At 70.7% G+C, this 23,547-nt stretch carries 23 protein-coding genes; 14 read left to right on the top strand and 9 right to left on the bottom strand.

Features of this window, described 5'->3' with window-relative positions:
* Nucleotides 1-37: 37 nt before the first annotated feature.
* From ACH413_RS04275 to ACH413_RS04265, 3 genes are read left to right on the top strand one after another with little or no spacing between them, the layout of a single operon-like run.
* On the top strand, nt 38-1,159 hold the full coding sequence (locus tag ACH413_RS04275) for a glycosyltransferase (RefSeq protein ID WP_360042850.1): 1,122 nt from the start codon (nt 38-40) through the stop codon (nt 1,157-1,159).
* Nucleotides 1,156-2,166, top strand: coding sequence for a hypothetical protein (locus ACH413_RS04270; protein ID WP_360042853.1), 1,011 nt, complete (start codon nt 1,156-1,158; stop codon nt 2,164-2,166). Before ACH413_RS04275 ends, ACH413_RS04270 begins: the two co-directional genes overlap by 4 nt.
* Complete coding sequence (locus ACH413_RS04265; protein WP_360042856.1) at nt 2,163-3,626, top strand: glycoside hydrolase family 130 protein; 1,464 nt, start codon at nt 2,163-2,165, stop codon at nt 3,624-3,626. The genes ACH413_RS04270 and ACH413_RS04265 overlap by 4 nt, the downstream gene beginning before the upstream one ends.
* On the opposite strand, the gene ACH413_RS04260 is transcribed toward ACH413_RS04265, so the two are convergent.
* Nucleotides 3,591-4,832, bottom strand: coding sequence for a polyketide synthase (locus tag ACH413_RS04260; RefSeq protein WP_360042859.1), 1,242 nt, complete (start codon nt 4,830-4,832; stop codon nt 3,591-3,593). The genes ACH413_RS04265 and ACH413_RS04260 overlap by 36 nt on opposite strands.
* A gap of 105 nt (nt 4,833-4,937) precedes the next feature.
* Here ACH413_RS04260 and asnB point away from each other — a divergent pair, with 105 nt between their 5' ends.
* From asnB to ACH413_RS04240, 4 genes are all read left to right on the top strand, one after another.
* Nucleotides 4,938-6,752, top strand: a complete 1,815-nt coding sequence (gene asnB, locus ACH413_RS04255; RefSeq protein ID WP_360042862.1) for an asparagine synthase (glutamine-hydrolyzing) — start codon at nt 4,938-4,940, stop codon at nt 6,750-6,752.
* Between the two features lie 195 nt (nt 6,753-6,947).
* Nucleotides 6,948-7,886: an acyl-CoA desaturase gene (locus tag ACH413_RS04250; protein ID WP_360043055.1), complete on the top strand. Its 939-nt coding sequence runs from the start codon at nt 6,948-6,950 to the stop codon at nt 7,884-7,886.
* Nucleotides 7,887-8,231: 345 nt separating this feature from the next.
* On the top strand, nt 8,232-8,957 hold the full coding sequence (locus tag ACH413_RS04245) for a GAF and ANTAR domain-containing protein (RefSeq protein ID WP_360042865.1): 726 nt from the start codon (nt 8,232-8,234) through the stop codon (nt 8,955-8,957).
* A gap of 39 nt (nt 8,958-8,996) precedes the next feature.
* The gene (locus ACH413_RS04240; RefSeq protein WP_360042868.1) at nt 8,997-9,722 is read left to right on the top strand and encodes a GAF and ANTAR domain-containing protein; all 726 of its coding nucleotides are present in this window, start codon (nt 8,997-8,999) and stop codon (nt 9,720-9,722) included.
* A gap of 26 nt (nt 9,723-9,748) precedes the next feature.
* On the opposite strand, the gene ACH413_RS04235 is transcribed toward ACH413_RS04240, so the two are convergent.
* Nucleotides 9,749-9,904: a DUF6307 family protein gene (locus ACH413_RS04235; RefSeq protein WP_360042871.1), complete on the bottom strand. Its 156-nt coding sequence runs from the start codon at nt 9,902-9,904 to the stop codon at nt 9,749-9,751.
* A gap of 254 nt (nt 9,905-10,158) precedes the next feature.
* On the opposite strand from ACH413_RS04235, the gene ACH413_RS04230 reads away from it, so the two are divergent.
* The gene (locus tag ACH413_RS04230; protein WP_360042874.1) at nt 10,159-10,896 is read left to right on the top strand and encodes a GAF and ANTAR domain-containing protein; all 738 of its coding nucleotides are present in this window, start codon (nt 10,159-10,161) and stop codon (nt 10,894-10,896) included.
* Nucleotides 10,897-10,988: 92 nt separating this feature from the next.
* On the top strand, nt 10,989-11,606 hold the full coding sequence (locus tag ACH413_RS04225) for a hypothetical protein (protein ID WP_360042877.1): 618 nt from the start codon (nt 10,989-10,991) through the stop codon (nt 11,604-11,606).
* 75 nt (nt 11,607-11,681) lie between these two features.
* Here the strand turns inward: ACH413_RS04225 and ACH413_RS04220 are convergent, their stop codons facing one another.
* Complete coding sequence (locus ACH413_RS04220) at nt 11,682-11,858, bottom strand: CsbD family protein (RefSeq protein ID WP_360042880.1); 177 nt, start codon at nt 11,856-11,858, stop codon at nt 11,682-11,684.
* 198 nt (nt 11,859-12,056) lie between these two features.
* Here ACH413_RS04220 and ACH413_RS04215 point away from each other — a divergent pair, with 198 nt between their 5' ends.
* Nucleotides 12,057-13,217 (top strand): AI-2E family transporter, encoded by a 1,161-nt coding sequence (locus ACH413_RS04215; RefSeq protein ID WP_360042883.1) that lies wholly within the window; start codon nt 12,057-12,059, stop codon nt 13,215-13,217.
* Between the two features lie 2 nt (nt 13,218-13,219).
* Here ACH413_RS04215 and ACH413_RS04210 read toward each other — a convergent pair whose 3' ends face one another.
* Nucleotides 13,220-13,660 carry a MarR family transcriptional regulator gene (locus ACH413_RS04210; RefSeq protein ID WP_360042886.1) on the bottom strand — a complete coding sequence of 147 codons (441 nt, stop codon included), beginning with the start codon at nt 13,658-13,660 and terminating at the stop codon, nt 13,220-13,222.
* A gap of 78 nt (nt 13,661-13,738) precedes the next feature.
* Between ACH413_RS04210 and ACH413_RS04205 the strand changes: the two genes are divergently transcribed.
* The gene (locus ACH413_RS04205; RefSeq protein ID WP_360042889.1) at nt 13,739-14,626 is read left to right on the top strand and encodes an NmrA/HSCARG family protein; all 888 of its coding nucleotides are present in this window, start codon (nt 13,739-13,741) and stop codon (nt 14,624-14,626) included.
* On the opposite strand, the gene ACH413_RS04200 is transcribed toward ACH413_RS04205, so the two are convergent.
* On the bottom strand, nt 14,620-15,498 hold the full coding sequence (locus ACH413_RS04200) for a LysR family transcriptional regulator (protein WP_360043058.1): 879 nt from the start codon (nt 15,496-15,498) through the stop codon (nt 14,620-14,622). The two genes, ACH413_RS04205 and ACH413_RS04200, sit on opposite strands and share 7 nt — an antisense overlap.
* Nucleotides 15,499-15,577: 79 nt before the next feature.
* Between ACH413_RS04200 and ACH413_RS04195 the strand changes: the two genes are divergently transcribed.
* Both ACH413_RS04195 and ACH413_RS04190 read left to right on the top strand, forming a co-directional pair.
* Nucleotides 15,578-16,489 carry an NAD-dependent epimerase/dehydratase family protein gene (locus tag ACH413_RS04195; protein WP_360042892.1) on the top strand — a complete coding sequence of 304 codons (912 nt, stop codon included), beginning with the start codon at nt 15,578-15,580 and terminating at the stop codon, nt 16,487-16,489.
* 2 nt (nt 16,490-16,491) lie between these two features.
* A complete protein-coding gene (locus tag ACH413_RS04190; protein WP_360042895.1) occupies nt 16,492-17,349 on the top strand; it encodes an aldo/keto reductase in 858 nt (285 codons plus the stop codon).
* On the opposite strand, the gene ACH413_RS04185 is transcribed toward ACH413_RS04190, so the two are convergent.
* Both ACH413_RS04185 and ACH413_RS04180 read right to left on the bottom strand, forming a co-directional pair.
* Nucleotides 17,346-18,008 (bottom strand): TrkA family potassium uptake protein, encoded by a 663-nt coding sequence (locus ACH413_RS04185; RefSeq protein WP_360042898.1) that lies wholly within the window; start codon nt 18,006-18,008, stop codon nt 17,346-17,348. The genes ACH413_RS04190 and ACH413_RS04185 overlap by 4 nt on opposite strands.
* Nucleotides 17,998-19,326, bottom strand: a complete 1,329-nt coding sequence (locus ACH413_RS04180) for a potassium transporter TrkG (protein ID WP_360042901.1) — start codon at nt 19,324-19,326, stop codon at nt 17,998-18,000. The genes ACH413_RS04185 and ACH413_RS04180 overlap by 11 nt, the downstream gene beginning before the upstream one ends.
* Before the next feature lie 74 nt (nt 19,327-19,400).
* Between ACH413_RS04180 and ACH413_RS04175 the strand changes: the two genes are divergently transcribed.
* Nucleotides 19,401-19,868 carry a DNA topology modulation protein FlaR gene (locus ACH413_RS04175; protein ID WP_360042904.1) on the top strand — a complete coding sequence of 156 codons (468 nt, stop codon included), beginning with the start codon at nt 19,401-19,403 and terminating at the stop codon, nt 19,866-19,868.
* Here the strand turns inward: ACH413_RS04175 and ACH413_RS04170 are convergent.
* On the bottom strand, nt 19,855-22,248 hold the full coding sequence (locus ACH413_RS04170; protein WP_360042907.1) for a glycoside hydrolase family 32 protein: 2,394 nt from the start codon (nt 22,246-22,248) through the stop codon (nt 19,855-19,857). The two genes, ACH413_RS04175 and ACH413_RS04170, sit on opposite strands and share 14 nt — an antisense overlap.
* Nucleotides 22,249-22,284: 36 nt before the next feature.
* A complete protein-coding gene (locus ACH413_RS04165; protein ID WP_360042908.1) occupies nt 22,285-23,529 on the bottom strand; it encodes a multidrug effflux MFS transporter in 1,245 nt (414 codons plus the stop codon).
* Nucleotides 23,530-23,547: the final 18 nt, after the last annotated feature.

Below are 23,547 nucleotides of genomic sequence, written 5' to 3'. Positions count from 1 at the left end.
AAAGGCCGTCCGCTTCATGGTTCGCACCTATGGCTTCATGAGCACGTATCCGCCCACACAATGCGGGCTCGCCACGTTCACCGCCGCCCTCCGGCGCCACCTGACCGCCGCCACCCCCGGCAGCAGGAGCCGGGTCGTCCGCGTTCTCACCGACGCGGACGCCGGCGTCGCCGCCGCGACGACACCGGCGGTGCACCACATGTTCCCCGGCGCGGTGGACTCCGCCGCCCGCGTGCTCAACCGTTGCGACGTCGCGGTGGTCCAGCACGAGTACGGGATCTACGCCGGGCGGGACGGCGCGGAGGCGCTGAGCGTGCTCGCCCGGCTGCGGGTCCCGGTGATCGTCGTGCTGCACACGGTGCTCACCGCGCCCACGCCAGGACAGCGTCAGGTGCTCGAAGCCGTCGTCGACCACGCCGACGCCGTGGTCACCATGTCCGAGGCGGCGCGAGAGCGTCTCCTGGCCGGCTACGCGGTCGAACGGCCCGGCGAGGTCGTGGTGATCCCGCACGGCGCCGTCCCCACCGACAGAACCGCGCCCGCCACGCCGGGACGCGAACCGCTGATCCTCACCTGGGGTCTGCTCGGGCGCGGCAAGGGCGTCGAGTGGGGCATCGCGGCGCTCGGCGACCTGCGCGACCTGCGGCCGCGTTACCTGGTGGCGGGGCAGACCCATCCCAAGGTGCTCGCCCACGAGGGTGAGGCCTATCGGACACACCTGCGGGAGCACGCCGCCAAGTCCGGTGTCGCGAACCTGGTCGAGTTCGACCCCGCCTACCTGGAAGCGAAGGCGCTGGCGGACCTGGTCGGCCGGGCCGACGTCGTCCTGCTGCCGTACGACTCGTCCGAGCAGGTCACGTCCGGGGTGCTGGTCGAGGCGCTCGCGGCACGGAAACCCGTGGTGGCGACGATGTTCCCGCACGCGGTGGAGCTGCTGGCGGACGGCGCCGGTCTCCTGGTGCCGCACCGCGATCCGGCCGCCATCGCCGCGGCGCTGCGCCGGGTGCTGACCGAGCCGGGACTCGCCGCGGGGATGCGTGACCGTTCCGCCGACCTGGGTCCGGTGCTGAGCTGGGCGGCCGTGGCGGGCCGCTATCGCCGGCTCGCCGAGAACCTGGTGGCGCAGAAGCTCACCACGCGAGTGGGCGTGACGACGTGATCGGCCCCGACTTCGCCCACCTCGTCCGGCTCAGCGACGACACCGGCCTGTACGAGCACGCGGAAGGCCCGCTGCCGCGCATCGAGCACGGTTACTGCCTCGACGACGTCGCCAGGGGCCTGGTCGTCCTGAGCCGCGAACCGGACCTGTCCGCCGAGCTCACGGCTCTGGCGGAGCAGTACCTCGCCTTCGTCGCCTACGCGCAGAGCGAGGACGGCCGCTTCCACAACCGGCTCGGTCCCGCGCGCGTCTGGCTGGACGAGCCGGGCCTGGGCGACTGGTGGGGACGTGCTCTGTGGGGGCTCGGCACCGCCGCCGCGCGCTCCCCCGTGCCCGCGGTCCGGCAGGCCGCGCTGGAGTGCTTCGACCGCGGCGCCCGGCACCGCCCGCCGTCGGTGCGCACGATGGCGTTCGCCGCGCTCGGTGCCGCCGAGGTGCTGGCCGCCGATCCCGTGCACGCTCCCGCCGCCGAGTTGCTCGGCGACATCACGACCTACGTCGGCGCACCGCGTCCCGACGAGAACTGGCCGTGGCCGGAGGACCGGCTGTTCTACGCCAACGCCGTGCTGCCGGAGGCGTTGATCGCCGCGGGCGACCTCCTGTCCGACGACGAGGTCCGCGACGACGGCCTGCGGCTGCTGGACTGGCTGCTGGCCGTGGAGTCCACGGACTTCCACCTCTCGCCGGTCCCGGCGGGCGGCTGGTCGCTCGGCGAGTCGCGCCCGGCGTTCGACCAGCAACCCATCGAGGCCGCCGCGCTGGCCGACGCCTGTGCCCGCGCCTACCGGATCACCTCCGACCCGCGGTGGCTCGCCGGAGTCCGCCGTTCGATCGCGTGGTTCAACGGCGACAACGATCTCGCCACGCTGATGCACGACGAGCAGACCGGCGGCTGCTACGACGGACTGACGCCGGACGGCCCCAACACCAACCAGGGCGCCGAGTCGACCCTGGCGCTGATCTCCACCATGCAACACCTGCGCACGCTCCTGGAGAGCACCGGATGAACCCCCGCGTCACGCGCAGCCTCCTGCGGCTGCGCCCGGACCCGCGACGGGTCATCACCAAGCTGTTCGTACCGGGAGAAGAGGTTCCGGAGCACGAGTCGCGGTCCGCGGCCGTGATCCGGCGGGTGATGGCACTCGACGAGGACACCGTGTGCGCCGCGCTGGAGCGCACGGTCCGCCTGTTCGCGGGACGGCATCGGGACGTCCGCGTGACCTTCGCGGACAACTTCGCGAGCGTGAGCCACCGGCTGGCCGAGGACGCCGGCCTGTCCGAGTCCCGCCGGTTGCTGATCGGCGCGTACTTCACCCACGAGTACGCCGTGGAGGGTGCCGCGCTGTGCAACCCGTCGATGGTCGCGCACCCCGACCAGAGCGGGACGGCACCGGGACAGCTGCGGTTCGTGCTGAGCGTCCGCGGCATCGGCGAGGGGCACCTGTCCTCGATCGGCTTCCGGACCGGGCTGGCCGGGCCCGGCGGCGCGCTCACCGTGGATCCGCAGCCGGGCATCATCAGCACCGGCCTGCACCGGGACTCGATCTACGAGAAGAGCCTCTTCCAGGGCAAGCTCGCCGACCGCGGCCACCACGACGAGGTCTCCGCCGTGCTGGACCGGTGGCTGCCCGCGAAGTTCACCGGCGCCGAACTGGACGAACTGCTGGCGGGCCTGCACCCGAAGCTGGTCGCCAGGCAGGCGGCGCACCGGACCGTCGAACTGATCAGGTGGATCGCCGCGTGCAACTACACCACCGAGTTCCCGGAGGACTCGGTGGTGAGCGGGCGCGTGCTCTGGCCGATCGGCCCGTCCGAACGCCACGGCATGGAGGACGCGAGGTTCGTCCTCTTCACCGACGACGACGGCGATCAGACCTACTACGCGACCTACACCGCCTACGACGGGGTCGACGTCGAGCCACAACTCCTGCAGACCAACGACTTCCGCACCTTCCGGGTGTCGCAGACGACCGGTTCCGCGGCACGCAACAAGGGCATGGCGCTGTTCCCCCGGCGGATCGGCGGCAGGTTCGCGGCGTTGTCCCGCGGGGACGGCGAGAGCACGGCCGTGACGACCACCGACGACATCAGGACGTGGAACGATCCCCGGCCGGTGGCGGTGCCGGCCAGGGACTGGGACCTCGTCCAGGTCGGCAACTGCGGTTCGCCGATCGAGACACCCGAGGGCTGGCTGGTGCTGACCCACGGCGTCGGCCCGATGCGGCTCTACTCGATGGGCGCGATGCTGCTCGACCTCGACGAGCCCTGGAAGGTGCTGGCCACGCTGCCGGAACCGTTGCTGGTGCCCAGTTCCACCGAACGCGACGGATACGTGCCCAACGTCGTCTACTCGTGCGGCGGCCTGCTGCACGACGACACGCTGGTCATCCCGTACGGCGCGAGCGACGCGACCATCGGCCTGGCGACGACGTCAGTGAGCGCCCTGATCGACGCCATGGAGCGGTGACGGCGGCTCACCGACGAGGAGGTGCACGAACGTGCCCGACAGGCCGTAGCTGCTGACCCCGGCGATCGCCGGTCCGGTGCCCGGCCACGGTGCCGCGCTGGGCACCGGCGCGATGTTGAGCCCCGGCCAGTCGACCTGCGACGTGGGCCGGTCGCTGTGCAGGCTGGCGGGAACCGTGCGCTCCCGCACCGCGAACGCCGCCTTCATCAGCCCCGCCATCCCGCCCGCGGCCTCCGGGTGGCCGATGTTGGTCTTGACCGAACCGACGAGGCACGGTTCGTCGCGGTGCACGCCGATGGTGGCACCGATGGCCTGCAGTTCCAGCCGGTCGCCCGCCGGAGCGGCGTTGCCGTGCGCCTCCACGTAGCCGATGGCGGCCGGGGTGATGCCCGCGACGGCCGCGGCGCGGGTGATCACCTGCACGTAGCCCTCCACGGACGGCGCGATGATCGCCTTGGCGGTGCGGCCCTTGCTGGCCTGTGCGCTGCCGAGGATGAGCGCGTGGATCGCGTCGCCGTCCGCCTGTGCCTGCGAAAGCCGTTTGAGAACGACGACTCCGGCGCCGTCCGCGCGCACGAAACCGTCGGCGTCCTCGTGCCCGAAGCGGCAGCGGCCGGAGGAGGACAGCATTCCGGCGGCGGAGTAACCATCGGTGTGATCGGTGCCGAGCACGAGGCTGACACCACCGGCCAGTGCCGTGTCGCACTCGCCGGTGCGCAGGCTCTGGCAGGCCAGGTGGACGGCGAGCGTGCCGGACGAACAGGCCGCGTCGACGGTGGCGCAGGGACCGCGCAGGTCCCAGGCGTAGCTGACGCGGCCGGACGCCATGCCCCGTGCGGCGGCCGTCGCGATCGCGTACATGTCCACAGTGGTCTCACCGTGCAGGCGATCCCAGTGCTCACCGGTGCTCTGCCCCATGAACACGCCGACGTCCTGGCCCGCGATCGCCTCGTCGTGCAGCCCGGCGTCGGCCAGCGCGTCGCGGGCGCAGGCCAGCAGCACCCGGTGCTGCGGGTCGAGGGTGGCGTTCTCCCGTTCGGTGACGAAGTAGTCCTCCGGCGCGAACTCCGTCGTGGCACCGGAGAACCGGCCGGTGGTCACCGCGTCGACCTCGCCGAGCACCAGCTCCCAGAGCCGCCGGGGGCTGTCCGCGCCGGGGAAGCGGCAGCCCATGCCGACGATCGCGATCGGCTCGCTCGTGTTCATCAAGATCTCTCCGTCATCACTTCGGGTGTCCTAATTGGACCACCAGTCGATCTTGCTGCTCTCATTGGCCCGTTCCTGATCATCGATCGAAAGAACCGTGAGCCGATGTGCGGCATCGCAGGCTGGGCCGATCTCGTCCACCCCTCCCCCGGGATGCGCTTACGCGTCCAGCTGATGAACGACGCCATGGCGTCCCGCGGACCTGACGGGGACGGTGTGTGGGCCGGCTCGCACGCGGTGCTCGGTCATCGCCGCCTGGCCGTGCTGGATCCGGCGCACGGACAGCAGCCGATGGTCCTCACCGACGACGGCGACGAACCGGTCGTGGCGCTGACCTACAGCGGTGAGGTCTACAACCACCGCGAACTGCGCGACGAACTGGAACGGCGCGGTCACAAGTTCCGCACCGGCACCGACACCGAGGTCGTCCTGCACGCCTACCTGGAGTGGGGCACGGACGCACCCTCCCGCCTCAACGGCATGTACGCCTTCGCCGTCTGGGACCACCTGCGCGGCCGGCTCGTCCTGGTCCGCGACCGGCTCGGCGTCAAACCCCTGCACTACACGCGGCACGGCTCCGGTCTGCTCTTCGCCTCCGAGCCCAAGAGCCTGTTCGCCAGCGGCCTCGTCATCCCTTCCGCGAGCACCGACGGGCTGCGTGACTTCCTCGCCTCCGTGCACACTCCGGGAACGAGCCTCTTCCAGGGCGTGCACGAGGTCCTCCCCGGCACCGTCGTGGTCCTCGACGCGAACGGCGTGCACGAGCAGCGCTACTGGCAGCTGGAGGCACGTCCGCACCACGACGACCTCGGCGAGACGGTCGCGAACGTCGCCGATCTCCTGGACGACATCACCTCGCGCCACATCCAGGCCGACGTCCCGCTCGGCGCCCTGCTCTCCGGCGGACTCGACTCCAGCGCGCTCGTCGCACTAGGTCAGCGCGCGTCGAGACGGGCTGGAATGCCACCGTTGCGGACGTTCTCCGTCGACTTCGCGGGCGACCACTTCACCGGCACCGGCCTGCGGTCCACTCCGGACGGTCCGTTCGTCCGCGACGTCGTGGCGCACTGCGGTACCGGCCACCGCGACATCGTCCTCGACGCCGCCGACCTGACCGATCCGCGGCACCGCCAGGCCGTGGTGACCGCCAAGGACGCGCCCGCGCTCGGCGACCTGGACGTCTCGCTCTACCTGCTGTTCCGCGCGGTCCGCGAGCACACCACCGTGGTGATCTCCGGCGAGAGCGCGGACGAGGTCTTCGGCGGCTACCCGTGGTTCCACGAGAGCGGCCGCGTCGGCGCGGACGACTACCCGTGGCGGTACTTCACCGGCCACAGCGGCACCTACCAGGCGTTGCTGCGCGACGACGTCACGACCGAACTCGGGATCGCCGCCCATCGCGAGGCGCACTACCGCCAGGCCCTCGCCGAGGTGCCCCGGCTCGCGGGCGAGACCGGCGGCAGGACGCGCGAGGTGCTGTACCTGCACCTCACCCGCTGGCTGCCCCACCTGCTCGACCGCAAGGACCGGCTCAGCATGGCGGTGGGGCTGGAGGTGCGCGTGCCGTTCTGCGACCACCGGCTCGTCGAGTACGCGTTCAACGCGCCGTGGACGCACCACACCTCGGACGGACGCGAGAAGTCGCTGTTGCGCGCCGCGGTGGCTCCTCTGCTGCCCGCGAGCGTGCTCGGCCGCACCAAGGCGCCCTACCCGATCACGCACGACCCGGCGTACCACCGGATGATCTCCGCACAGGCGCACGACCTGCTCGCCACCCCGTCCGCCCCGGTGTGGACGCTGCTGGAGCCCGCGCGGTTGCGGGACCGGCTGGAGCGGCCCGCCACCGACCACGCCACCCGTTCCGGCATCGACTTCGCCCTCAACCTCGACCTGTGGCTGCGCGGCGCACGATCCTCGTGACCCCCAGCGGGGTTTCGCGACCGCGCGACTCCGGGTAAACAGCAGGTGCCGGCGCTTCGGCATCGTCGCCTCCGCGCCGGCCCCTTCCCGTTCGCCCGAGACCCCGGCGGCACCGACGAGATCGCCGTCCCGGAGGTTCGCGACGTGAGCACGACGACGAACACCACAGCACCCGGTGTGCAGACCCCACAGCCGCTGCTGGCGGGTGAGAACTCCCCGTTCGAGAGATTCCTGATCAAGCTCTTCACCGTGATCCCGGCAGTGGCGCTGGCCGCCGCGGTCCCGCTCGCGTGGGGCTGGGGCCTGGGCTGGACCGACGTCGGTCTCGCCGTCTTCTTCTACAGCCTGACGTGCCTCGGCGTGACGATCGGGTTCCACCGCTACTTCACCCACGGCGCGTTCAAGGCCAACCGCGCGCTGCGGATCGCACTGGCGGCGACCGGCAGCATGGCGATGCAGGGGCCGATCATCGGCTGGGTCGCCGACCACCGGCGGCACCACGCCTTCGCAGACCGCGAGGGCGATCCGCACTCCCCCTGGTTGTTCGGCACGTCGGTCGCCGCGCTGGCCAAGGGTTTCTGGCACGCGCACCTGGGCTGGATGTTCCGCCGCGAACTGACCAACGCCGCCCGCTTCGCCCCCGACCTGCTCGCCGATCCCGACATCCAGCGCGTGAACCGGCTGTTCCCCGTGCTGACGGCGGTCACGCTGATCGCGCCGGCCGTGGCGGGCGGCCTGATCAGCTGGAGCTGGTGGGGCGCGCTGACCGCGTTCTTCTGGGCGAGTCTCGTTCGAGTGGCCGTGCTGCACCACATCACGTGGTCGGTCAACTCCATCTGCCACATGATCGGCGACCGGCCGTTCGAGGCACGCGACAAGTCGGCGAACTTCTGGCCGCTCGCGATCCTGTCCATGGGCGAGTCCTGGCACAACTCCCACCACGCCGACCCCACCTGCGCACGGCACGGCGTTCGCCGTGGTCAGATCGACATCTCCGCGCGATTCATCCGGATGTTCGAGATCTTCGGCTGGGCCACCGCGGTCCGCTGGCCGAGGCCGGAGCGGCTGGCGCGCAAGTTGAAGACGCCTGGCGACGTCCGAACGGCGGCGCAACCCGGGACGGCGGGGCACTAAGATCAACGACAGACCTGACCCGCGTCAGGTGAGAAAGCGACATCCGCCCCGGCCCCCGGCGGTGCCACTTCCACCACCACTGGTCTGGAGTGCTGCCTGCCATGATCCGTCTCGCCGACGTCACGCGTCTGGAAGAGGACACCCGCGCGTTGCGCGAAATGGACTACCGCCACGGCGGCGAGCAGCTCACTGCCGCGAACCTCACCGGCGTGGCCCGCTGGGCGAGGACGTGGGCCGCAGCCGGATCCTCCGCCTGGTCCTGCTGCCGACCGGCCGGTCGATCGCCGTCCAGGCCCGCGGACACGACCACACCGGCGCGCTCGACCTCACCTCACCGGACGCGCTGTGACAGGTGAGCGGCTCGCGAAGGTGCTGGCGCGTCTCACCGGCGACGCGGCTCATCGCGGCGTCACGCTGCCCAGCGAGGCGGCGTGCGAAGCGTGTGTGGCGTTGCTCGGGGTGAGCGGCGCTCAGTTGACCTTGAGGCGCGGCACGGGCCGGAATGCCTACAGCTACGCCACGAACCAGATCGGCACGCTTCTCGAGAACATGCGGTTCGTGCTCGGTGAGGGGCCGGGCGAGCACTCCCTGCGGTCCGGCGTTCCAGTGCTGGTGGACGAACTGGACTCATGGGAGAACCATCAGCGGTGGCCGCTGTTCACGCTGTCCGCCGGCGCCACGGGGGCACGGGCGGTGTTCGCGTTCCCGTTGCGCAGCGGTGCGATCCACCTGGGTGCGCTCGTGCTGCACAGAACGAGCCCGGGACCGTTGACCGCGGAACAGGTGGCCGACGCGCACGTCGTGACGGACATCGTCATGTCGTTGGTGCTGGACGAGTTGACCAGCGTGCACGTCGACGTTCCTCCGCTGGACGACATGCCGCTCCGCCGGACCGAAGTGCACCAGGCCACGGGAATGCTGTCCGTCCAACTGGGAGTGAGCATGGACGAGGCGCTCGTGCGGCTGCGCGCGCACTCGTTCGCACAAGACAAGCCGGTCGTCGAGGTCGCTCGCGACGTCGTCACCCGGCACCTGCGACTGAGCCCGGACGGCCGGTCCGATCCCCGATGATCGGCCCGCCCCGGCGAGAACCGACAGAGGTGACTTGTCATGTTCGTGGAGAATCTGGCGGAGACGTTCGTCGAACTGGCCGACACCCTGGTGGCCGACTTCGACCCGGCCGAGTTCCTGCACCGGCTGGCCGACCGCTGCGTCAGCACCCTCGGGGTGGACGCGGCCGGCATCCTGCTCGCCGACCACTTCGGTGAGCTGCAGGTGGTCGGTGCCTCCAGCGACCAGGCCCGGTTGCTCGAACTCTTCGAACTCCAGCACCGGCAGGGCCCGTGCATGGAGTGCTACCTCACCGGCGCGCCGATCACGGTCACGGGCTTCACCGAGCCACCCCAGCGCTGGCCCGAGTTCTCGGCGGTCGCGGCGGCCGCGGGGTTCGGCGCGGTGCACGCCCTCCCGATGCGGCTGCGCGAGCAGACCGTCGGGGCGCTGAACCTGTTCACCGGCACCGAGCACGAACTCGACGAGACGCGGATCCGGGTGGCGCGAGCCATGGCGGACATCGCCACCATCGGCCTGCTCCAGGCCCAGGTCATCAGCGACCGCGAACTGCTCGCCGGACAGCTGCGGCACGCGTTGCAGAGCAGGGTCCTGATCGAACAAGCGAAAGGGGTGCTCGCCGAACGGCTGCAGGTCGACATGAGCGTCGCATTCCACGCCCTGCGGCAGTATTCGAGGAGCAACCGCCTTCACCTGAGCAAGGTGGCGGAGGACGTCATCTCCGGCACGATCGACATGACCGCGCTGACGACCTCGAGGTCATAGCCTCCAGACCGGCGCCCCGCACCAGGTCACCGCACCTGCTCCGGGATGTGGTCCAGCGCGCGCAGCACGTGCACCGCCACCTCCCGCGCGTCCTTGCCGCCGAGCTTGGTGCGGCCGGACAGCACTTCCTCCACCATCTTGAGCCTGCGGTCGTATGCGGAGATGTAGGTGGAATCCGTCATGCGGGAACTCCCGACCTCGGCCGAAAGACGGCCGGTTCACGTTTCATCGAGCACGACAGGAGCTTGAACGCTCAGGTGCGAAATGTTCTCGACGAATTCAGAATACACTCTTTCGGACGCGTTCCACCGAGCAGGAGCCCATTTCCCAACGGGGTAATTCCCGAAAATGCCGGTCGCCGGTCGTCGCGACGCTAGTCTGATCTGAACCGCCCAGACCCCGCGGCTGCCACAGCGACGAACGAGAGGTGACCGGCGTGTCGGACCAGCGGGTGGCACAGACGTTCGCCGAACTGGCCGACGCACTCGTGGAACGGTTCGACACCATCGAGTTCCTGCACGTCCTCGCCGAGCGCAGCGTCGAGCTGCTGCCCGTGGACGCGGCGGGGATCCTGCTGGGCGGCGGCCAGGGCGCGCTCGAGCTGATCGCCACGTCCAGCCACCTGGCGCGGCCGCTGGGGAACCTGTTGCCGCACAACGAAGGCGGCCCTTCCGCGGACTGCGTCCACTCAGGACAGACAGTGGGCTGTCCCGATCTGCGCGGTGAGACGCGGTGGCCGCGGTTCACCGCCGCGGCCGTGGAACTCGGCTTCGCCGCGGTCGACGCGGTGCCGATGCGGTCGCGGGACGAGGCCATCGGCGCCCTGAACCTGTTCCGCACGTCGCCCGGCCCGCTGCCCGCCGAGGCCGCCGCACTGGCACGGTCCTTCGCGAACGTCGCCACGATCAGCCTGCTCCAGGTGCGCGCGACCGAGCAGAGCGAGGCCTTCGCCGGGCAACTCCAGGCCGCGCTGACGAGCCGTGTCGTGATCGAGCAGGCCAAGGGTGTGCTGACCGAACGGCTGGAGATCGACGTCGCGGATGCCTTCTCCCTCATGCGGAACTACGCGCGCAACACCGGTCAGCTGCTGTCCGACGTCGCCAGGCTGGTCAACGAACGGTCACCGGAGGCCGCCGGGCTGACGAGGGCCGGCAAACCGCGGCCGCGGTGGTGACGGAGTAGCGTCGACCCATCGACACCTCTGCGAACGACGAACGCCCTGGCACTGACTCGGCTCGGGTCACGGAGAGGGTCCGGGCCGGCGCCGTGGTGGTCGCGGTCCTGCTCCTGCTCCTCGGGGCGGCACTGGCGATCCTGCTCGGAATCTCGCAGGCCGGCACGGCGCTCACCGGCGTCCTGGGCTGGCTGACCGCACTGGCGGCGCGCCTGCCCGCGCTGGGCACGGCCGGGAGACTGCACGCGGTTCGACGCCGGGACACGATCATCGGGGTGTCGTCGGGGATCACCGACGAGGTGGTCCGGCTCGCACTGGTCCTGGTGGCCGTCAGCGGCGTCGAGTCCGCGCTCTGGGCCGGGTTCGGCTGGGCGCTGGCGCAACTCGTGTTCATCGCCGCCATCGAGCTGACGACGTTCACCTGGCCCATCGGGCGGCAGGCCGCCGAACAGCTGAAGGCGCAGGGCGGGTTCGTCAGCACGCATCCCGTGCACAGCGGCGTTCGCGGCATCACGGCGATGTCGTTCTACCTCGGCGCGACCCTGCTGCTGACCTCCGGGCCGTGGTGGGTGCTGGCCACGGCGTCCGCTCACGTCCTGGTGAACCTGGCTTTCGCGCGGCAGGCGAGGAAGCGGCTCGTGCCGGTCGAGGTGTTCGGCGCCGCCGTGAGCGTGGCGCTGTTGCTGGCCGGTTCCGCGGCGCTCGCCTGAACGCACAGTGCTCGCCTGAACGAAAACGGGAGCGTGCACCCGAAGGTGCACGCTCCCGTTCCGGTGGAACGCCGGTCAGTCCTTCTTGAAGGCGTCCTTCACCTTCTCCGCCGCTTCCTTGAGGTGACCCTTCGACTGGTCCACCTGGCCCTCGGTCTGCAGGCCCTGGTCGCCGGTCGCGTCGCCGACGCCTTCCTTGACCTTGCCCTTGACCTGGTCGGCCTTGGCGTCGATCTTGTCGTCGGTGCCCATGTATTCCTCTCCTCCACCCGAATCTCAGATGGGAACGTCGACCATCGGGTGCCCCCGGCGAGCAACCTCAACCATCGGCCACGCCACGTTTGCGGTGCGGCCGAAGGGGAATCCCCGGCAGAGATGGGCATGCACCGCCCATCTCACCGATGACCCCGGACCCCGGCGTCGGAGACCGACACCGGAGGTACGAACGTCGTGAGCCCAGACCGCCGGAACACACGGGACCCCGTTCCACTCGGGCTGCGCGTCAGCGCCGCCCTGGGATGGCGCTTCCTCGTCGTGGTGGCCTCGCTCTACATCATCGGCGTGATCTTCGGCAGACTGGCCTCGCTCGTCGTCCCGCTCGCGATCGCCTTGCTGCTGGCCGCTCTGCTCACCCCCGCCGTCGGTTTCCTGACGCGGCACACGTTTCCGCGAGGCTTCGCCACCCTGGTGGTGCTCGTCGGCGGACTGGCCGTGCTGGGCGGACTGCTCACGTTCGTCGTGAGGACCTTCATCAACGGCCTGCCGGACCTGGCGGCGCAACTGGTCCGCAGCATCGACGCGGTGTCCGACTGGCTCGTCAACGGGCCGTTGCAGCTCAGCGAGACGCAGCTGCGCGAGTTCGCCGACCGGATCGTGAAGACCTTGCAGGACAACCAGTCCGGCATCACGTCCAGCGCACTCACCACCGCCGCGACGGTCGGCGAGACCCTCGTCGAGATGCTGCTGGTGCTGTTCGCGCTCGCGTTCTTCCTCTACGACGGCCCGCGCATCTGGCAGTTCCTCATCCGCGTCGTCCCCGACGGGCCCCGCAGGCGGGTCGACGTCGCGGGCAGGCGCAGCCTCGCGGCGCTCGTCAGCTACGTCCGCGCGACCGGCGCGGTCGCCGTGGTGGACGCGCTCGGCATCGGCATCGGACTGGCCATCCTGCGCGTGCCGCTCGCGGTTCCGTTGGCAGCACTGGTGTTCATCGGCGCGTTCGTCCCGATCTTCGGCGCCGTGGTGGCGGGTGCCGTGGCCGTTCTCATCGCGCTCGTCGCGAACGGCCCGGTGACCGCCGCGATCGTCCTGGCCATCGTCATCGCCGTGAACCAGCTGGAAAGCCATGTCCTGCAACCGTTCCTGCTGGGACGGGCGGTGAAGCTGCACCCGCTGGCGGTGGTGCTGGCCATCGCGGCCGGGCTGCTCGTCGCGGGCATCGCGGGCGCGCTGCTCGCGGTGCCGTTGCTGGCGGTGCTCAACTCGGCGATCCGTTCCCTGCTGAGCGAGGCGGACGAACACGTGGCCCCCGCCGACGTGCACACCAGCGAACCGGAGGACTCGGGACCGGACGAACCGGGCCTGGACAGGGAATCCGACGAACCGCCCGGCTGAGTTCAGCCGGCGTGCCCGCGGGACGCGGTCTGCGGGGCGTCGGAGGTGATGCGGGCGACGGAGTCCGCGAGCCGGCGCCGTTCGTCCGCGGACAGCGCGGCGGTGATGTCGGGCATGCGCGCGGCGACGTCGGCGTAGAGCGCGCCCACGACCTTCTCCCCCAGCGGGGTGGTGGTGAGGGTGATCGCCCGCCGATCGCGTTCGTGCGTTTCCCTCCGCACCAGCCCGAGGCGTTCGACGCGGTCCACGAGGCCGCTGAGGGCGTTCTTGGCCACGCCGAGCAGCTGCGCCAGTTCGCCCATGCCCTGCGGCCGGTCCTTGATCGCGCACAGCAGCGTCGCCTGGGCCGAGGTGAGGTCGTGGTCGGCGCAGATCTGCGCGTATCGGCGCTGCACCAGCACCGACAGCCAGACGAGGTCGTTCCCGAAGCCGTTCTCCGCCACCCGTGCAGCCTACCCTGCGGAAGTTCTCGACGTGAACTACTTTAGTTCATGTCGAGAACTGTTCACATCGAGAACTAAGTGGGGAACCGTGAACACACAGGCAACCGGCACCATCGCCGTCTTCGGCGGCACGGGCAACAGGGTGGATCGGTCGTCGACGCGCTGCTCTCCCGCGGCGCACAGGTCCGTGCCCTGGTCCGCGATCCCGGCTCGGACAGGGCGCAGGCGCTGGCCGGACGAGGGGTCGACCTCGCCCGAGTGGAGATCGGCGACGCCGCGTCTCTGTCCGCTGCACTCAAGGACGTGGACGCGTTCTTCTTCATGACCACGCCCGCAGGCCACACCCTCGCCGACATCGACGGCGAGACGCAGCAAGGCATCGCGCTGGTCGACGCGGCGGTCACGGCGTCCGTGCCGCACGTGGTGTTCAGCTCGGTCGGGGGCGCCGAACGCGACTCGGGCGTGCCGCACTTCGAGTCCAAGCGGCGCGTGGAGGAACACCTCGAGCAGTCCGGCCTGCGGGCGACGATCGTCCGTCCGGTCGCGTTCATGGACAACTTCGCGTTCATGGGACCGAACGTGGAGAACGGCGAGATCGTGCTGCGCTGGCCGTTGCCGGACCGGATTCCGCTCCAGTTGATCGCCGTGCGCGACATCGGGCTGATCAGCGCGTCGCTGTTGCTCGGAACCGCGCAGGCGCCCGGCGGCACGATCGAGATCGCCGGCGACTCACGCACCGGCAGCGAGATCGCCGCCGCGTTCGGCGAGCACCTCGGACTGCCCGCGCGCTACGAAGCTCTGCCCCTGCAGGTGCTCGGCGACAACCCGGACTCACAGGCGATGTTCCGCTGGTTCGCGGAGACGCCCGCCTACCAGGCCGACCTCGAAGCGGTGCGGGCGATCGAGCCGAGCACGTGGGACCTGCCGGCCTGGCTCCGCACGACCGGCTGGGCCCCGAATCACTGAGCCTGCTCGCGGAGCGCCTCGACGAGGGTCGTCACGCACGGCTGGTCTCGGCGGCTCAGCGCGGCGGCACCGATGTGGCGGATCGGACCCGGCTCCGTGATGGCCACGACGCACAGGCCGGGGATCTCCGGGGCGAGCGCGATGGAGGGGATCAGCGAGATCCCCATGCCCGCGGCGACGAGTGAGCGGGCGAAGAAGTAGTCGGTGGTGGTGCCGCGGACGTCCGGGGCGAACCCGGCGCGCTCGGCGTAGCGGCGCAGGTAGGCCTCGGTCTTCAGACAGCCGAGCACCCACGGTTCGGCCGCCAGCTCGGCGAGGTCGAGCGAGTCCCGGCCGGCGAGCCGATGCCCTTGGGGCAGAACGACGTGCAGCGGGTCTTCGAGCAGCGGGGTCCACTCCAGACCGGCGCCCGGCCCCGTGGGGAGCGGGCCGTCGAAGTGGTAGGCGAGGGCGAGGTCCACGGCACCCTGGCGGACCAGCGGCAGCGCCTCCTCGGGTTCGCTCTCCCTGATGTGCACGACGGTGCCGGGGTGGACCGTCGTGAGCCGGGTGAGGGCGGCGGGCAGCAGGACCCTGCCGCCGCTGGTGAAGGTGGCGACGGTGATCTGCGTGCGGCCGGTGCGCAGCCGCGCGACCTCCCGCTGGGCGTGTTCGAGCTCGGCGGCCACGGACTCGGCGGCGCGGACCATGATCTCGCCGGCCCTGGTCAGGGTGACCCCGCGGGTGCTCCGGCTGACGACCTCCGTGCCGACGCTTCGTTCCAGTGCGGCCACCTGCTGCGAGACGGCCGACGGGGTGAGGCGGAGTGCGGCGGCCGCCTGGTTGAAGCTGCCGTGCTCCGCCACTGCTCGCAGAACGCGGAGCCGCTGCACGTCGATCAACAGTTTTCCTTAATGCCGGTACAGCAGGTCGGGACTTCTGCTGATGATCGCAGGTCTTCACGATGAGGGCATGCACAAGGTCTGCGTCATCGGCGGAAGCCGGTACTTCGGAACGCTCCTGGTGGAGCGCCTGCACGAGGAGGGCCACCAGGTCACGGTGATCAACCGCGGTGCCACCACACCGCCCGCCGGCGTCGAGCACCTCGTCGCCGACCGGAACGACGAGGCCGCGCTGACGGCGGCGCTCGGCGACCGCGCGTTCGACGTCGTGGTGGACCAGGTCTGCTACACCCCGGTGCAGGCCGCGATCGCAGTCCGCGCCTTCGCCGGACGGACCCGGCGCTACGTCATGACGTCCACGATCGAGGTCTACGACCCCGCGACCGCCGCGTTGGCCGTGTCTCCCGGTACTCCGGTGCAGGAGGAGGTCGTGGACCCGTCGACCTGGCTGGTGGCCCTGGACCTGCCGTGGCACGACGACAGCTACCTGGAGGCGCACTACGCCGAGGGCAAGCGCCAGGCGGAGGCGGTGTTCACGCGCACCGGCGGCTTCGACTTCGTCAGCGTGCGCAGCGCTCACGTGCTCGGCGGCGGTGACAAGGAGTTCACCGGCCGGCTCGCGCACTACGTCGAGCGCGTCCGGCGCGGCGAGGAGATCCTGGTGCACGCCACCGCGTTCCCCACCGTCTTCGTCCACTGGGAGGAGCTGGCGGACGTGCTGCGGTGGACGGCCACCAGCGACTTCACCGGCCCGGTCAACGCCTGTTCCGACGGCCCGCTCGACGTGCACGAGCTCCTCGCGGTCGTCGCCGCACAGACCGGCCGGGAACCTGTCCGCCGAACGGTTCCGGCGGACGCCTCCCCGTTCTCGTTCGACCGCCACTACGCCATGAGCAACGCCCGCGCGAAGTCGCTGGGCCTGTTCGTCTCGCACACCCGTGACTGGCTGCCTGGCGCCGTCACCGAACTGCTGGGGAACTGATCGTGCGACACCGTTTCCTCGCGAACACCGCCGTCAGCGCCATCGGCCTGGGCGCCATGCCGTTGTCCATCGAGCACCGTCCGGACGAGGCACGGGCCATCGCCACCATCCACGCCGCCCTGGACGCCGGCGTCACGTTGATCGACACCGCCGACAGCTACCACTGGCACGCAGGCGAAGAAGGCCACAACGAACTGCTGATCGCCCGCGCCCTGGCCCGCCGCGGCGACGTTCTGGTGGCCACCAAGGGCGGCCGCGGTCGTCCCGGCGACGGCAGCTGGACCGTCACGGCGACCCCGGAGCACCTCAAGCGGGCCGCCGAGGCGTCTGCCCGACGTCTGAGGGTCGACGCGATCGGCCTGTACCAGCTGCACAAGCCGGATCCCGCCGTGCCGTGGGCCGAGTCGGTCGGGGCTCTGCGCGACCTGCTCGACGCCGGCACGATCCGCGCCGCCGGCATCTCCAACGTCACCACGGCCCAGGTCCTCGAAGCACGCGAGATCCTCGGCGACGGGCTCGCGTCCGTGCAGAACAGGTACTCCCCCGCCGTCCGCGACAGCGAGCCCGTTCTGGCGCTGTGCACCGAACTCGGTCTGGCGTTCCTGCCCTGGAGCCCGCTCGGCGGCATCTCCCGCAGCTCACTCGACGGACCCGGCCCCGCCTCGGCGGGCACCGCGTTCCACGACGTCGCGGCCGAACGCGGCACGAGCCCGCAGCAGATCGCCCTGGCGTGGCTGCTCGCGCGTTCTCCCGTCGTGATCCCGATTCCGGGAGCGAGCCGGCCGGCGTCCATCACCGCCTCGGCCCAGGCCGTGGACCTCGCGCTGAGCGCGGACGAACTGGCCAGGCTCGAGGGCTAGGTGAGTTCGGCGAGCCGTTCCACCTCCGCCGTCCTGCCCGCCACGATGAGCACGTCGCCGGCGTGCACCATCGTCTCCGCGGTGGCGTAGGTGAAGCCCTCACCGGGACGCTTCACGCCGACCACCGTCACGCCGTACTTCCTGCGCAAACTGCTCTCGCCCAGGGTGTGCCCGACGGCCTCCTTCGGCGCGCGGGTCTTGACGATCGCGTAGTCGTCCTCGAACTCGATGAAGTCGAGCATGCGGCCGGTGACGAGGTGGGCGACGCGTTCGCCCATCTCGTGCTCCGGCAGGACGACGTGGTGCGCGCCGATGCGTTGCAGGATCCGGCCGTGCTCGCGGCTGATCGCCTTGGCCCAGATCTTCGTGATGCCGAAGTCGGCCAGCACGGCGGTGGTCAGGATGCTCGCCTCGAGGTTCGTGCCGATGCCGACCACGGCGAGCTGGAACTCGTCCACGCCCAGCTGGCGCATCACCTCGGCGTCGGTGCTGTCGGCGACCACGGCGTGCGTGACGTCGTCGGCGAGGCGTTGGACCAGCTTGGGGTCCTGGTCGATCGCCATGACCTCGGTGCCGTGGCTGACCAGTTCGAGTGCCAGGGAGCTGCCGAACCGGCCGAGGCCGATCACGACCACCCGGTTGGCCTGCCTATCCGACAATGGGGCGCTCCTCGGGTAGTTCGTAGCGGCGCCCGCGTTCGCGCAGCGCCAGCGTGGACACCAGTGTGATCGGGCCGAGCCTGCCGATGAACATCAACGCCATGATCACCAGCTGGCCCACCACGGGCAGCTGCGCGGTGATGCCGGTGGACATGCCGACGCCGCCGAACGCCGACGCCGCCTCGAACAGCACGGCGTCGAGCCGGAACGACGTCGTGGCGAGCAGGACGAGCGTGGCGGTCATGACGGCGCCCACGCCCATCAACGCCACGGTGATGGCCTGGCGCTGCACGTCGTTGCCCAGCCGGCGGCCCATCACGTGCACGCTCGGCTCGGCCCGCACCTCGGCGAGCAGCACGAACGCCAGCAGCGCGAACGTCGTCACCTTGATGCCACCGGTGGTGCCCGCGCTGCCGCCGCCGATGAACATCAGCACGTCGTTGACCAGCAGCGTGGCGGGCTGGAGCTGGGAGACGTCCAGGGTGTTGAAGCCAGCCGTACCGGGCTGCGCGCCGTGGAAGACGCTGATCAGCAGCTTCTCCCAGACGTTGTACGGCCCCAGCGTGCCCGCGCGGGCCCACTCGACGACGAGCACCATCACCGCGCCGAACGCGATCAGCGACAGGTACACCGGCACGGTGATGCGGGTGTGCAGCGACCAGCGCTTGCGCTTCCGCCCGCGCAGCACCTCGAACAGCACCGGGAAGCCCAGCCCGCCGATCACGCCCACCGTCACGACCGTCAGCGACACCCACGGGTCGGTGGCGAACCGCATCAGGTTGTCCGGGTAGAGCGACAGGCCGACGCTGTTGAACGCCGACACCGAGTGGAACACGCCGGAGTAGAACGCCCGGCCGGGCTCGTAGCCGTGGCCGAGCCAGAACCGCAGGCCCAGCACCACTGCGCCGATCGCCTCGACCACCAGGCTGATCACGACGACCCCCAGCGCGACCCGGCGGACGTGGCCGAGGTTCAGCGTGTTCGTCTCGGTCCGGACGGTGAGCTGCAACTGCAGGCCGATGCGGTTCGACACCATCATCGCCAGCAGCGACGCCAGCGTCATGATCCCGATGCCACCGATCTGGGCCAGCACCAGCAGCAGGACCTCGCCGAACGTCGACCAGTGCGTCCCGGTGTCGACCACCGCGAGACCGGTGCCGGTGAGGCCGGAGACCGCCGTGAAGAACGCCGTCATGAACGGGGTCGTCTTCCCCGGTTCTGCCGCCATCGGGAGCATGAACAGCGTCGTGCCGGCCGTGACCGCGGCCAGGAACGACAGCACGACGAGGCGGCCAGGGTGGCGCCGGCCATTGATCACCGGCGTAGCTTAACCGTCCTCACCGGACAAAACCGGCTCGCATCGCGGGTGGGCGCACTGGCACGATCGCGACCGTGCAGCGCGTGGTGGTCCTCGGCCGTGGCGGCGCGGGGAAGTCGACCCTCGCCCTCGCGCTGGGGGCGGCGACCGGACTCCCCGTCGTCGAGCTCGATCAGCACTTCTGGGGTCCTGGCCTGGAGGCGACTCCCCCGGACCGCTGGGCCGTCGTCCAGGGCGAACTCGCCGCCGCCGACCGGTGGATCATGGACGGCGACCTCGGCCCGTACGACGTGCTCGACGTCCGGCTGCGCAGGGCGGACACCGTTCTGCTGCTCGACTACTCGTTCCCGCGCTGCGCCTGGCGAGCGCTGCGCCGCTCACGGGAGCGTGCCGACTTCTGGCTCTGGGTGTGGTCGTGGCGCCGCCGGCATCGCCCGCTCCTGATGGACGCGATCGCGACGCACGCTCGCGGCGCACAACTGCACGTGTTCCGGACTCCGAGGGCGACCGCACGCTTCGTGGCATCGACTACCCGGCGCTGAGCGCGAGCTGCCGCACCGACGCGGTCCCGGCGTACACGTTGAGTCCCACCCGACCTGCGCCGTAGGTCGTGTCGGCCGCGTCGATGACCGGCGAGGTGCCGCGGTCGAGCCAGACCTGGATCCGTGAGCCGGTGGCCTGCACCTTCAGGTGGTAGGTGCGGCCCTGGACGATCGGCGTCGAGTACGTCGCGATGTCATGGCCTGGGCGCCACAACTTCACCGCACCGGACGCGTCAATGTTCGCCGTGTAGCCCGCGCCGTCGGCACCCGCGCGGAACGTCAGGCCCGCCGCCACCCCGTTCACGACGGACAGGTCGCCCTCGTAGACGAGGTCCGACGCGGTGCGGTCGCTGAGGTAGAAGGCGTCGCCAGAGGCGTTGGCGCGCAACGAGTCCGGCGTCGTGGTCCAGGTGCCGCCGACGGCCGCCCACGGTCCGGACGCGAAGGTGCCGAAGCCGGACGGACCGGTGTTCAGGTTCTGCACGGTCGCCGCGCCGCGATAGACGTTCGCGCCGAACCGCCCGGTGGCGTACGCGGTATCGGTGGCGTCGATGATCGGCGTTGTGCCGTGGTTGAGCCAGACCTGGATGCGCGGTCCGGTCGTCTTCACCGTGAGGTGGTAGGTCTGGCCCTGCGCGATCGGCGTGGAGTAGGTCGCGATGTCACGGCCGGGCCGCCACAGCTTCACCACCCCGGCCGCGTCGATGTTCGCGGTGTAACCGGCGCCTTCGGGAGTCGCGCGGAAGGTGAGACCGGCTGCCTGCGCGGTGTCCAGGCGCAGGTCGCCCTGGTAGGTCGCGTCGCCGGCCGTGCTCGCGCTCAGGTAGAACGAGTCGCCGGTCGCCTGCGCCCGCTTGCCGCCGGACACATCGGTCCACGAACCCGCGGTGGCGTGCCACGGACCGGCGAGGTTGCTCTCCAAAGTGGACTGAGCGGTGCCCCAGCTCGTGCTGAGCCGGGTGAACTTCGCGTCCTTCAACCGCACCTGGCCGCCGTTCGCGAACAGCCTGATGCCCTGACTGACGGCGGCGGAGTCGAAGTTCACGTTGTCCGCCACCGAGAACAGGCCGTCGCCGCTGAAGATCTCCAGCTGACCGCGGTCGACCAGCAGCCGCACGCTGACCTCGTCACCGGTGGGCTGGAAAGGCCTGCCGTACAACGTGCCCGCGGCGCGGTTGTAGGTGACCGTACGGTCCGCGGTGCCGTCGGAACGGCTGTGCAGCGCGAAACCGAACTCCTGGGCCGTCGCGCCGCGCAGGTCGAACCGCGCGGTGATCTCGTAGGTGTCGGCGAGGATTCCGGCGAACGGGTTGTTGGTGGCGTTCACGGTGGTGTTGCGCCAGGTGCGGGTGTCGGCGCGCAGCGAGTCCAGTTCGGCCACCGGGGTCCTGGTGATCTTCGGGCCGTCCGGCGACCCGACCAGGCCCAGCGCCACCGGGAAGGACGCGTTGCCGGTCCAGGAGCCACCCCTGTTGCCGCCCTGCCAGGCCATCTGGATCACGCGGCCGTCCGGTGTGTTGTCGAACGACTCGGCGGCGTAGAAGGTGCCGCCGGCGTACGTGGTGCCCAGGTTCATCTTCTTCGGCTGCGGCCGGTCGGTGCGGAAGTTCCTGCCGTCGAACGTGCCGACCACGTACTCGCTCGTCGCCGACGTGAGCACCCACTGCGGCTTGCCGTCGAGCGGCAGCACGAACAGGTCGGGGCACTCGAACAGCCAGTCCGCGGCGTAGCGGCTCGCGAACGTCCACTGCAGAAGGTTCGGCGAGGTGTAGATGTCCACACCGTTGCCGCCCCGGTTCGACCAGACGACCATCACCCACTGGCGGCGGTCGGCGTCCCACACGACGTTCGGGTCGCGGCTCTCCTCCGGGATCTCGATCTGCTTGCGCCCGCCGTCGTACGCCTGGAAGCTGCGGCCGTTGTCGTTGCTGTAGAAGACGCTGACGCCGTTGACGTTCGAGAAGACGACGATCGGGTCGAGGGCGCCGGTCTTGAGGCCGGAGGTGTTGTTCTTGTCCACGATGCCGCCGCCGGAGAACAGCGTGCCGGGGTGCACGCCGGGCTCCAGCGCGATCGGTTTCTGGGTCCAGTGCACGAGATCCGGGCTCGTGGCGTGGCCCCAGTGCATGGTGTCCCACTCGAGACCGTGCGGGTTGTGCTGGTAGAAGAAGTGGTAGAGGCCGTTGGCGAACACCAGCCCGTTGGGGTCGTTCATCCAGCCCGACTGCGAGCTGAAGTGGAACTGGCCGCGGAACGGTTCCGCGTAGGTCGTCGGCGCGTACGGGAACTCCGCGTAGTCCGGTGTGGTGCCCGCCGAGGCGGGCCCGGCGGGGACGAGCAGGGCGAAGGCGGTTGCCAGCACGACCAGCAGCGCACGCATGACGAGGACCTCCGGGACAACGTTGTCAGCCGGTGGTCACCGTGGCGCACCACCGGCGGGCGTCACAACCGCCCTCTGGGTGAGAGCGTTCCCATCACTCTGCGTCTGCGGGGTGCGGGCCAGTAGCCGGTAGGCGGAGACAGCCAGAACGGCGAGCACGGCGATGGTGATCGCCATCGGCACCGCCGAGTGGCCGTCGCCCACGCTGACCAGCGGCGAGACGACCGCGGCGAGCGCGAACTGCGACGCTCCCAGCACGGCGGACCCGGTGCCCGCGGCGCCCCGCACCGCGTCGAGGGCCAGTCCCGTCGCGGGTCCCGCGATGAAGCCCAGGGCCGGGACCAGGAAGAAGATCGGCACGACGAGCCAGCCGGCGTTGATCGGCAGGAGGGCCAGGAGCAGCAACGTCGCGGCGGCGGTGAGCAGCCAGGTCGTGCCGATGGCGAGGATCTGCCGCGGGGACCGGCGGAGCAGCAGCCGGGAGGCGACCGTGCTGCTGACGATCAGGCCGAGCGCGTTGAACGCGAACAGCGCGCCGTAGCCGACGGGGCTCAGCCCGATGACGACCTGGTAGAGGAAGGGCGAGGCCGAGATGTAGGCCATCAGCACGGCGAACGAGAGCACGAACGTCGCCGTCGCGGTGAGGTAGGCGCGCTTGCCGAGGCTGCGGAAGCCGCCGCCGTGCGCCGTGCCGCGGAGTTCCCGGGGATGGGTCTCGCGGACGAGGGCGGTCGATCCGGCGAGCATCGCGACGGCCAGACCGGCCAGCACGAACAGCACGCCCCGCCACCCGATGCCGTCGACCATCAGGCTGCCCAGCAGCGGCGCGACGACCGGCGCCACCCCGGTCACGGTCATCATGAGGCTGAACGCCCGCGCGGCGGCACGTCCGGTCGTGAGGTCGGCGATGATCGCGCGGCCGATGACCATGCCCGCCGCGGCGCTCACGCCCTGGACGAGCCGGGCGACCAGCAGGATCGCGATCGTGGGCGCGACGGCGGCGAGCAGGCTCGCGGCCACGAACAACGCCGACCCGATCAGCAGCGGTCCGCGCCTGCCCCACCGGTCGGAGACCGGGCCGAAGACGAGCTGGCCGGTCGCGAGCCCGAGCAGGAACATCGTGAGGGTGAGCTGGATGGCGGTGTCGCTGGTCCCCAGTTCGACGGCCATGCGCGGGAACGCCGGCAGGTAGAGGTCGATGCCGAACGGGGCGACGCTCGCCAGCAGGGCGAGGACCAGCAGCAACGGCACGGGGATGGCACTGCGTGACGGCGAGTTCACCACTTCTCCTGTCAGATG

It is taken from the genome of Lentzea sp. NPDC020367 (assembly GCF_044387305.1).
Taxonomy (GTDB): domain Bacteria; phylum Actinomycetota; class Actinomycetes; order Mycobacteriales; family Pseudonocardiaceae; genus Lentzea.
This window is presented reverse-complemented; position numbering and strand designations above follow the sequence as displayed.

Bases quoted from the DNA above. Each gene is read 5' to 3' on its own strand.
- ACH413_RS04195 (WP_360042892.1), top strand. From the start codon at position 15,578: ATGCACAAGGTCTGCGTCATCGGCGGAAGCCGGTACTTCGGAACGCTC.
- ACH413_RS04260 (WP_360042859.1), bottom strand. From the start codon at position 4,832: ATGAACACGAGCGAGCCGATCGCGATCGTCGGCATGGGCTGCCGCTTC.
- ACH413_RS04240 (WP_360042868.1), top strand. From the start codon at position 8,997: ATGTTCGTGGAGAATCTGGCGGAGACGTTCGTCGAACTGGCCGACACC.
- ACH413_RS04265 (WP_360042856.1), top strand. From the start codon at position 2,163: ATGAACCCCCGCGTCACGCGCAGCCTCCTGCGGCTGCGCCCGGACCCG.
- asnB (WP_360042862.1), top strand. From the start codon at position 4,938: ATGTGCGGCATCGCAGGCTGGGCCGATCTCGTCCACCCCTCCCCCGGG.
- ACH413_RS04220 (WP_360042880.1), bottom strand. From the start codon at position 11,858: ATGGGCACCGACGACAAGATCGACGCCAAGGCCGACCAGGTCAAGGGC.
- ACH413_RS04170 (WP_360042907.1), bottom strand. From the start codon at position 22,248: ATGCGTGCGCTGCTGGTCGTGCTGGCAACCGCCTTCGCCCTGCTCGTC.
- ACH413_RS04275 (WP_360042850.1), top strand. From the start codon at position 38: ATGAGCACGTATCCGCCCACACAATGCGGGCTCGCCACGTTCACCGCC.
- ACH413_RS04235 (WP_360042871.1), bottom strand. From the start codon at position 9,904: ATGACGGATTCCACCTACATCTCCGCATACGACCGCAGGCTCAAGATG.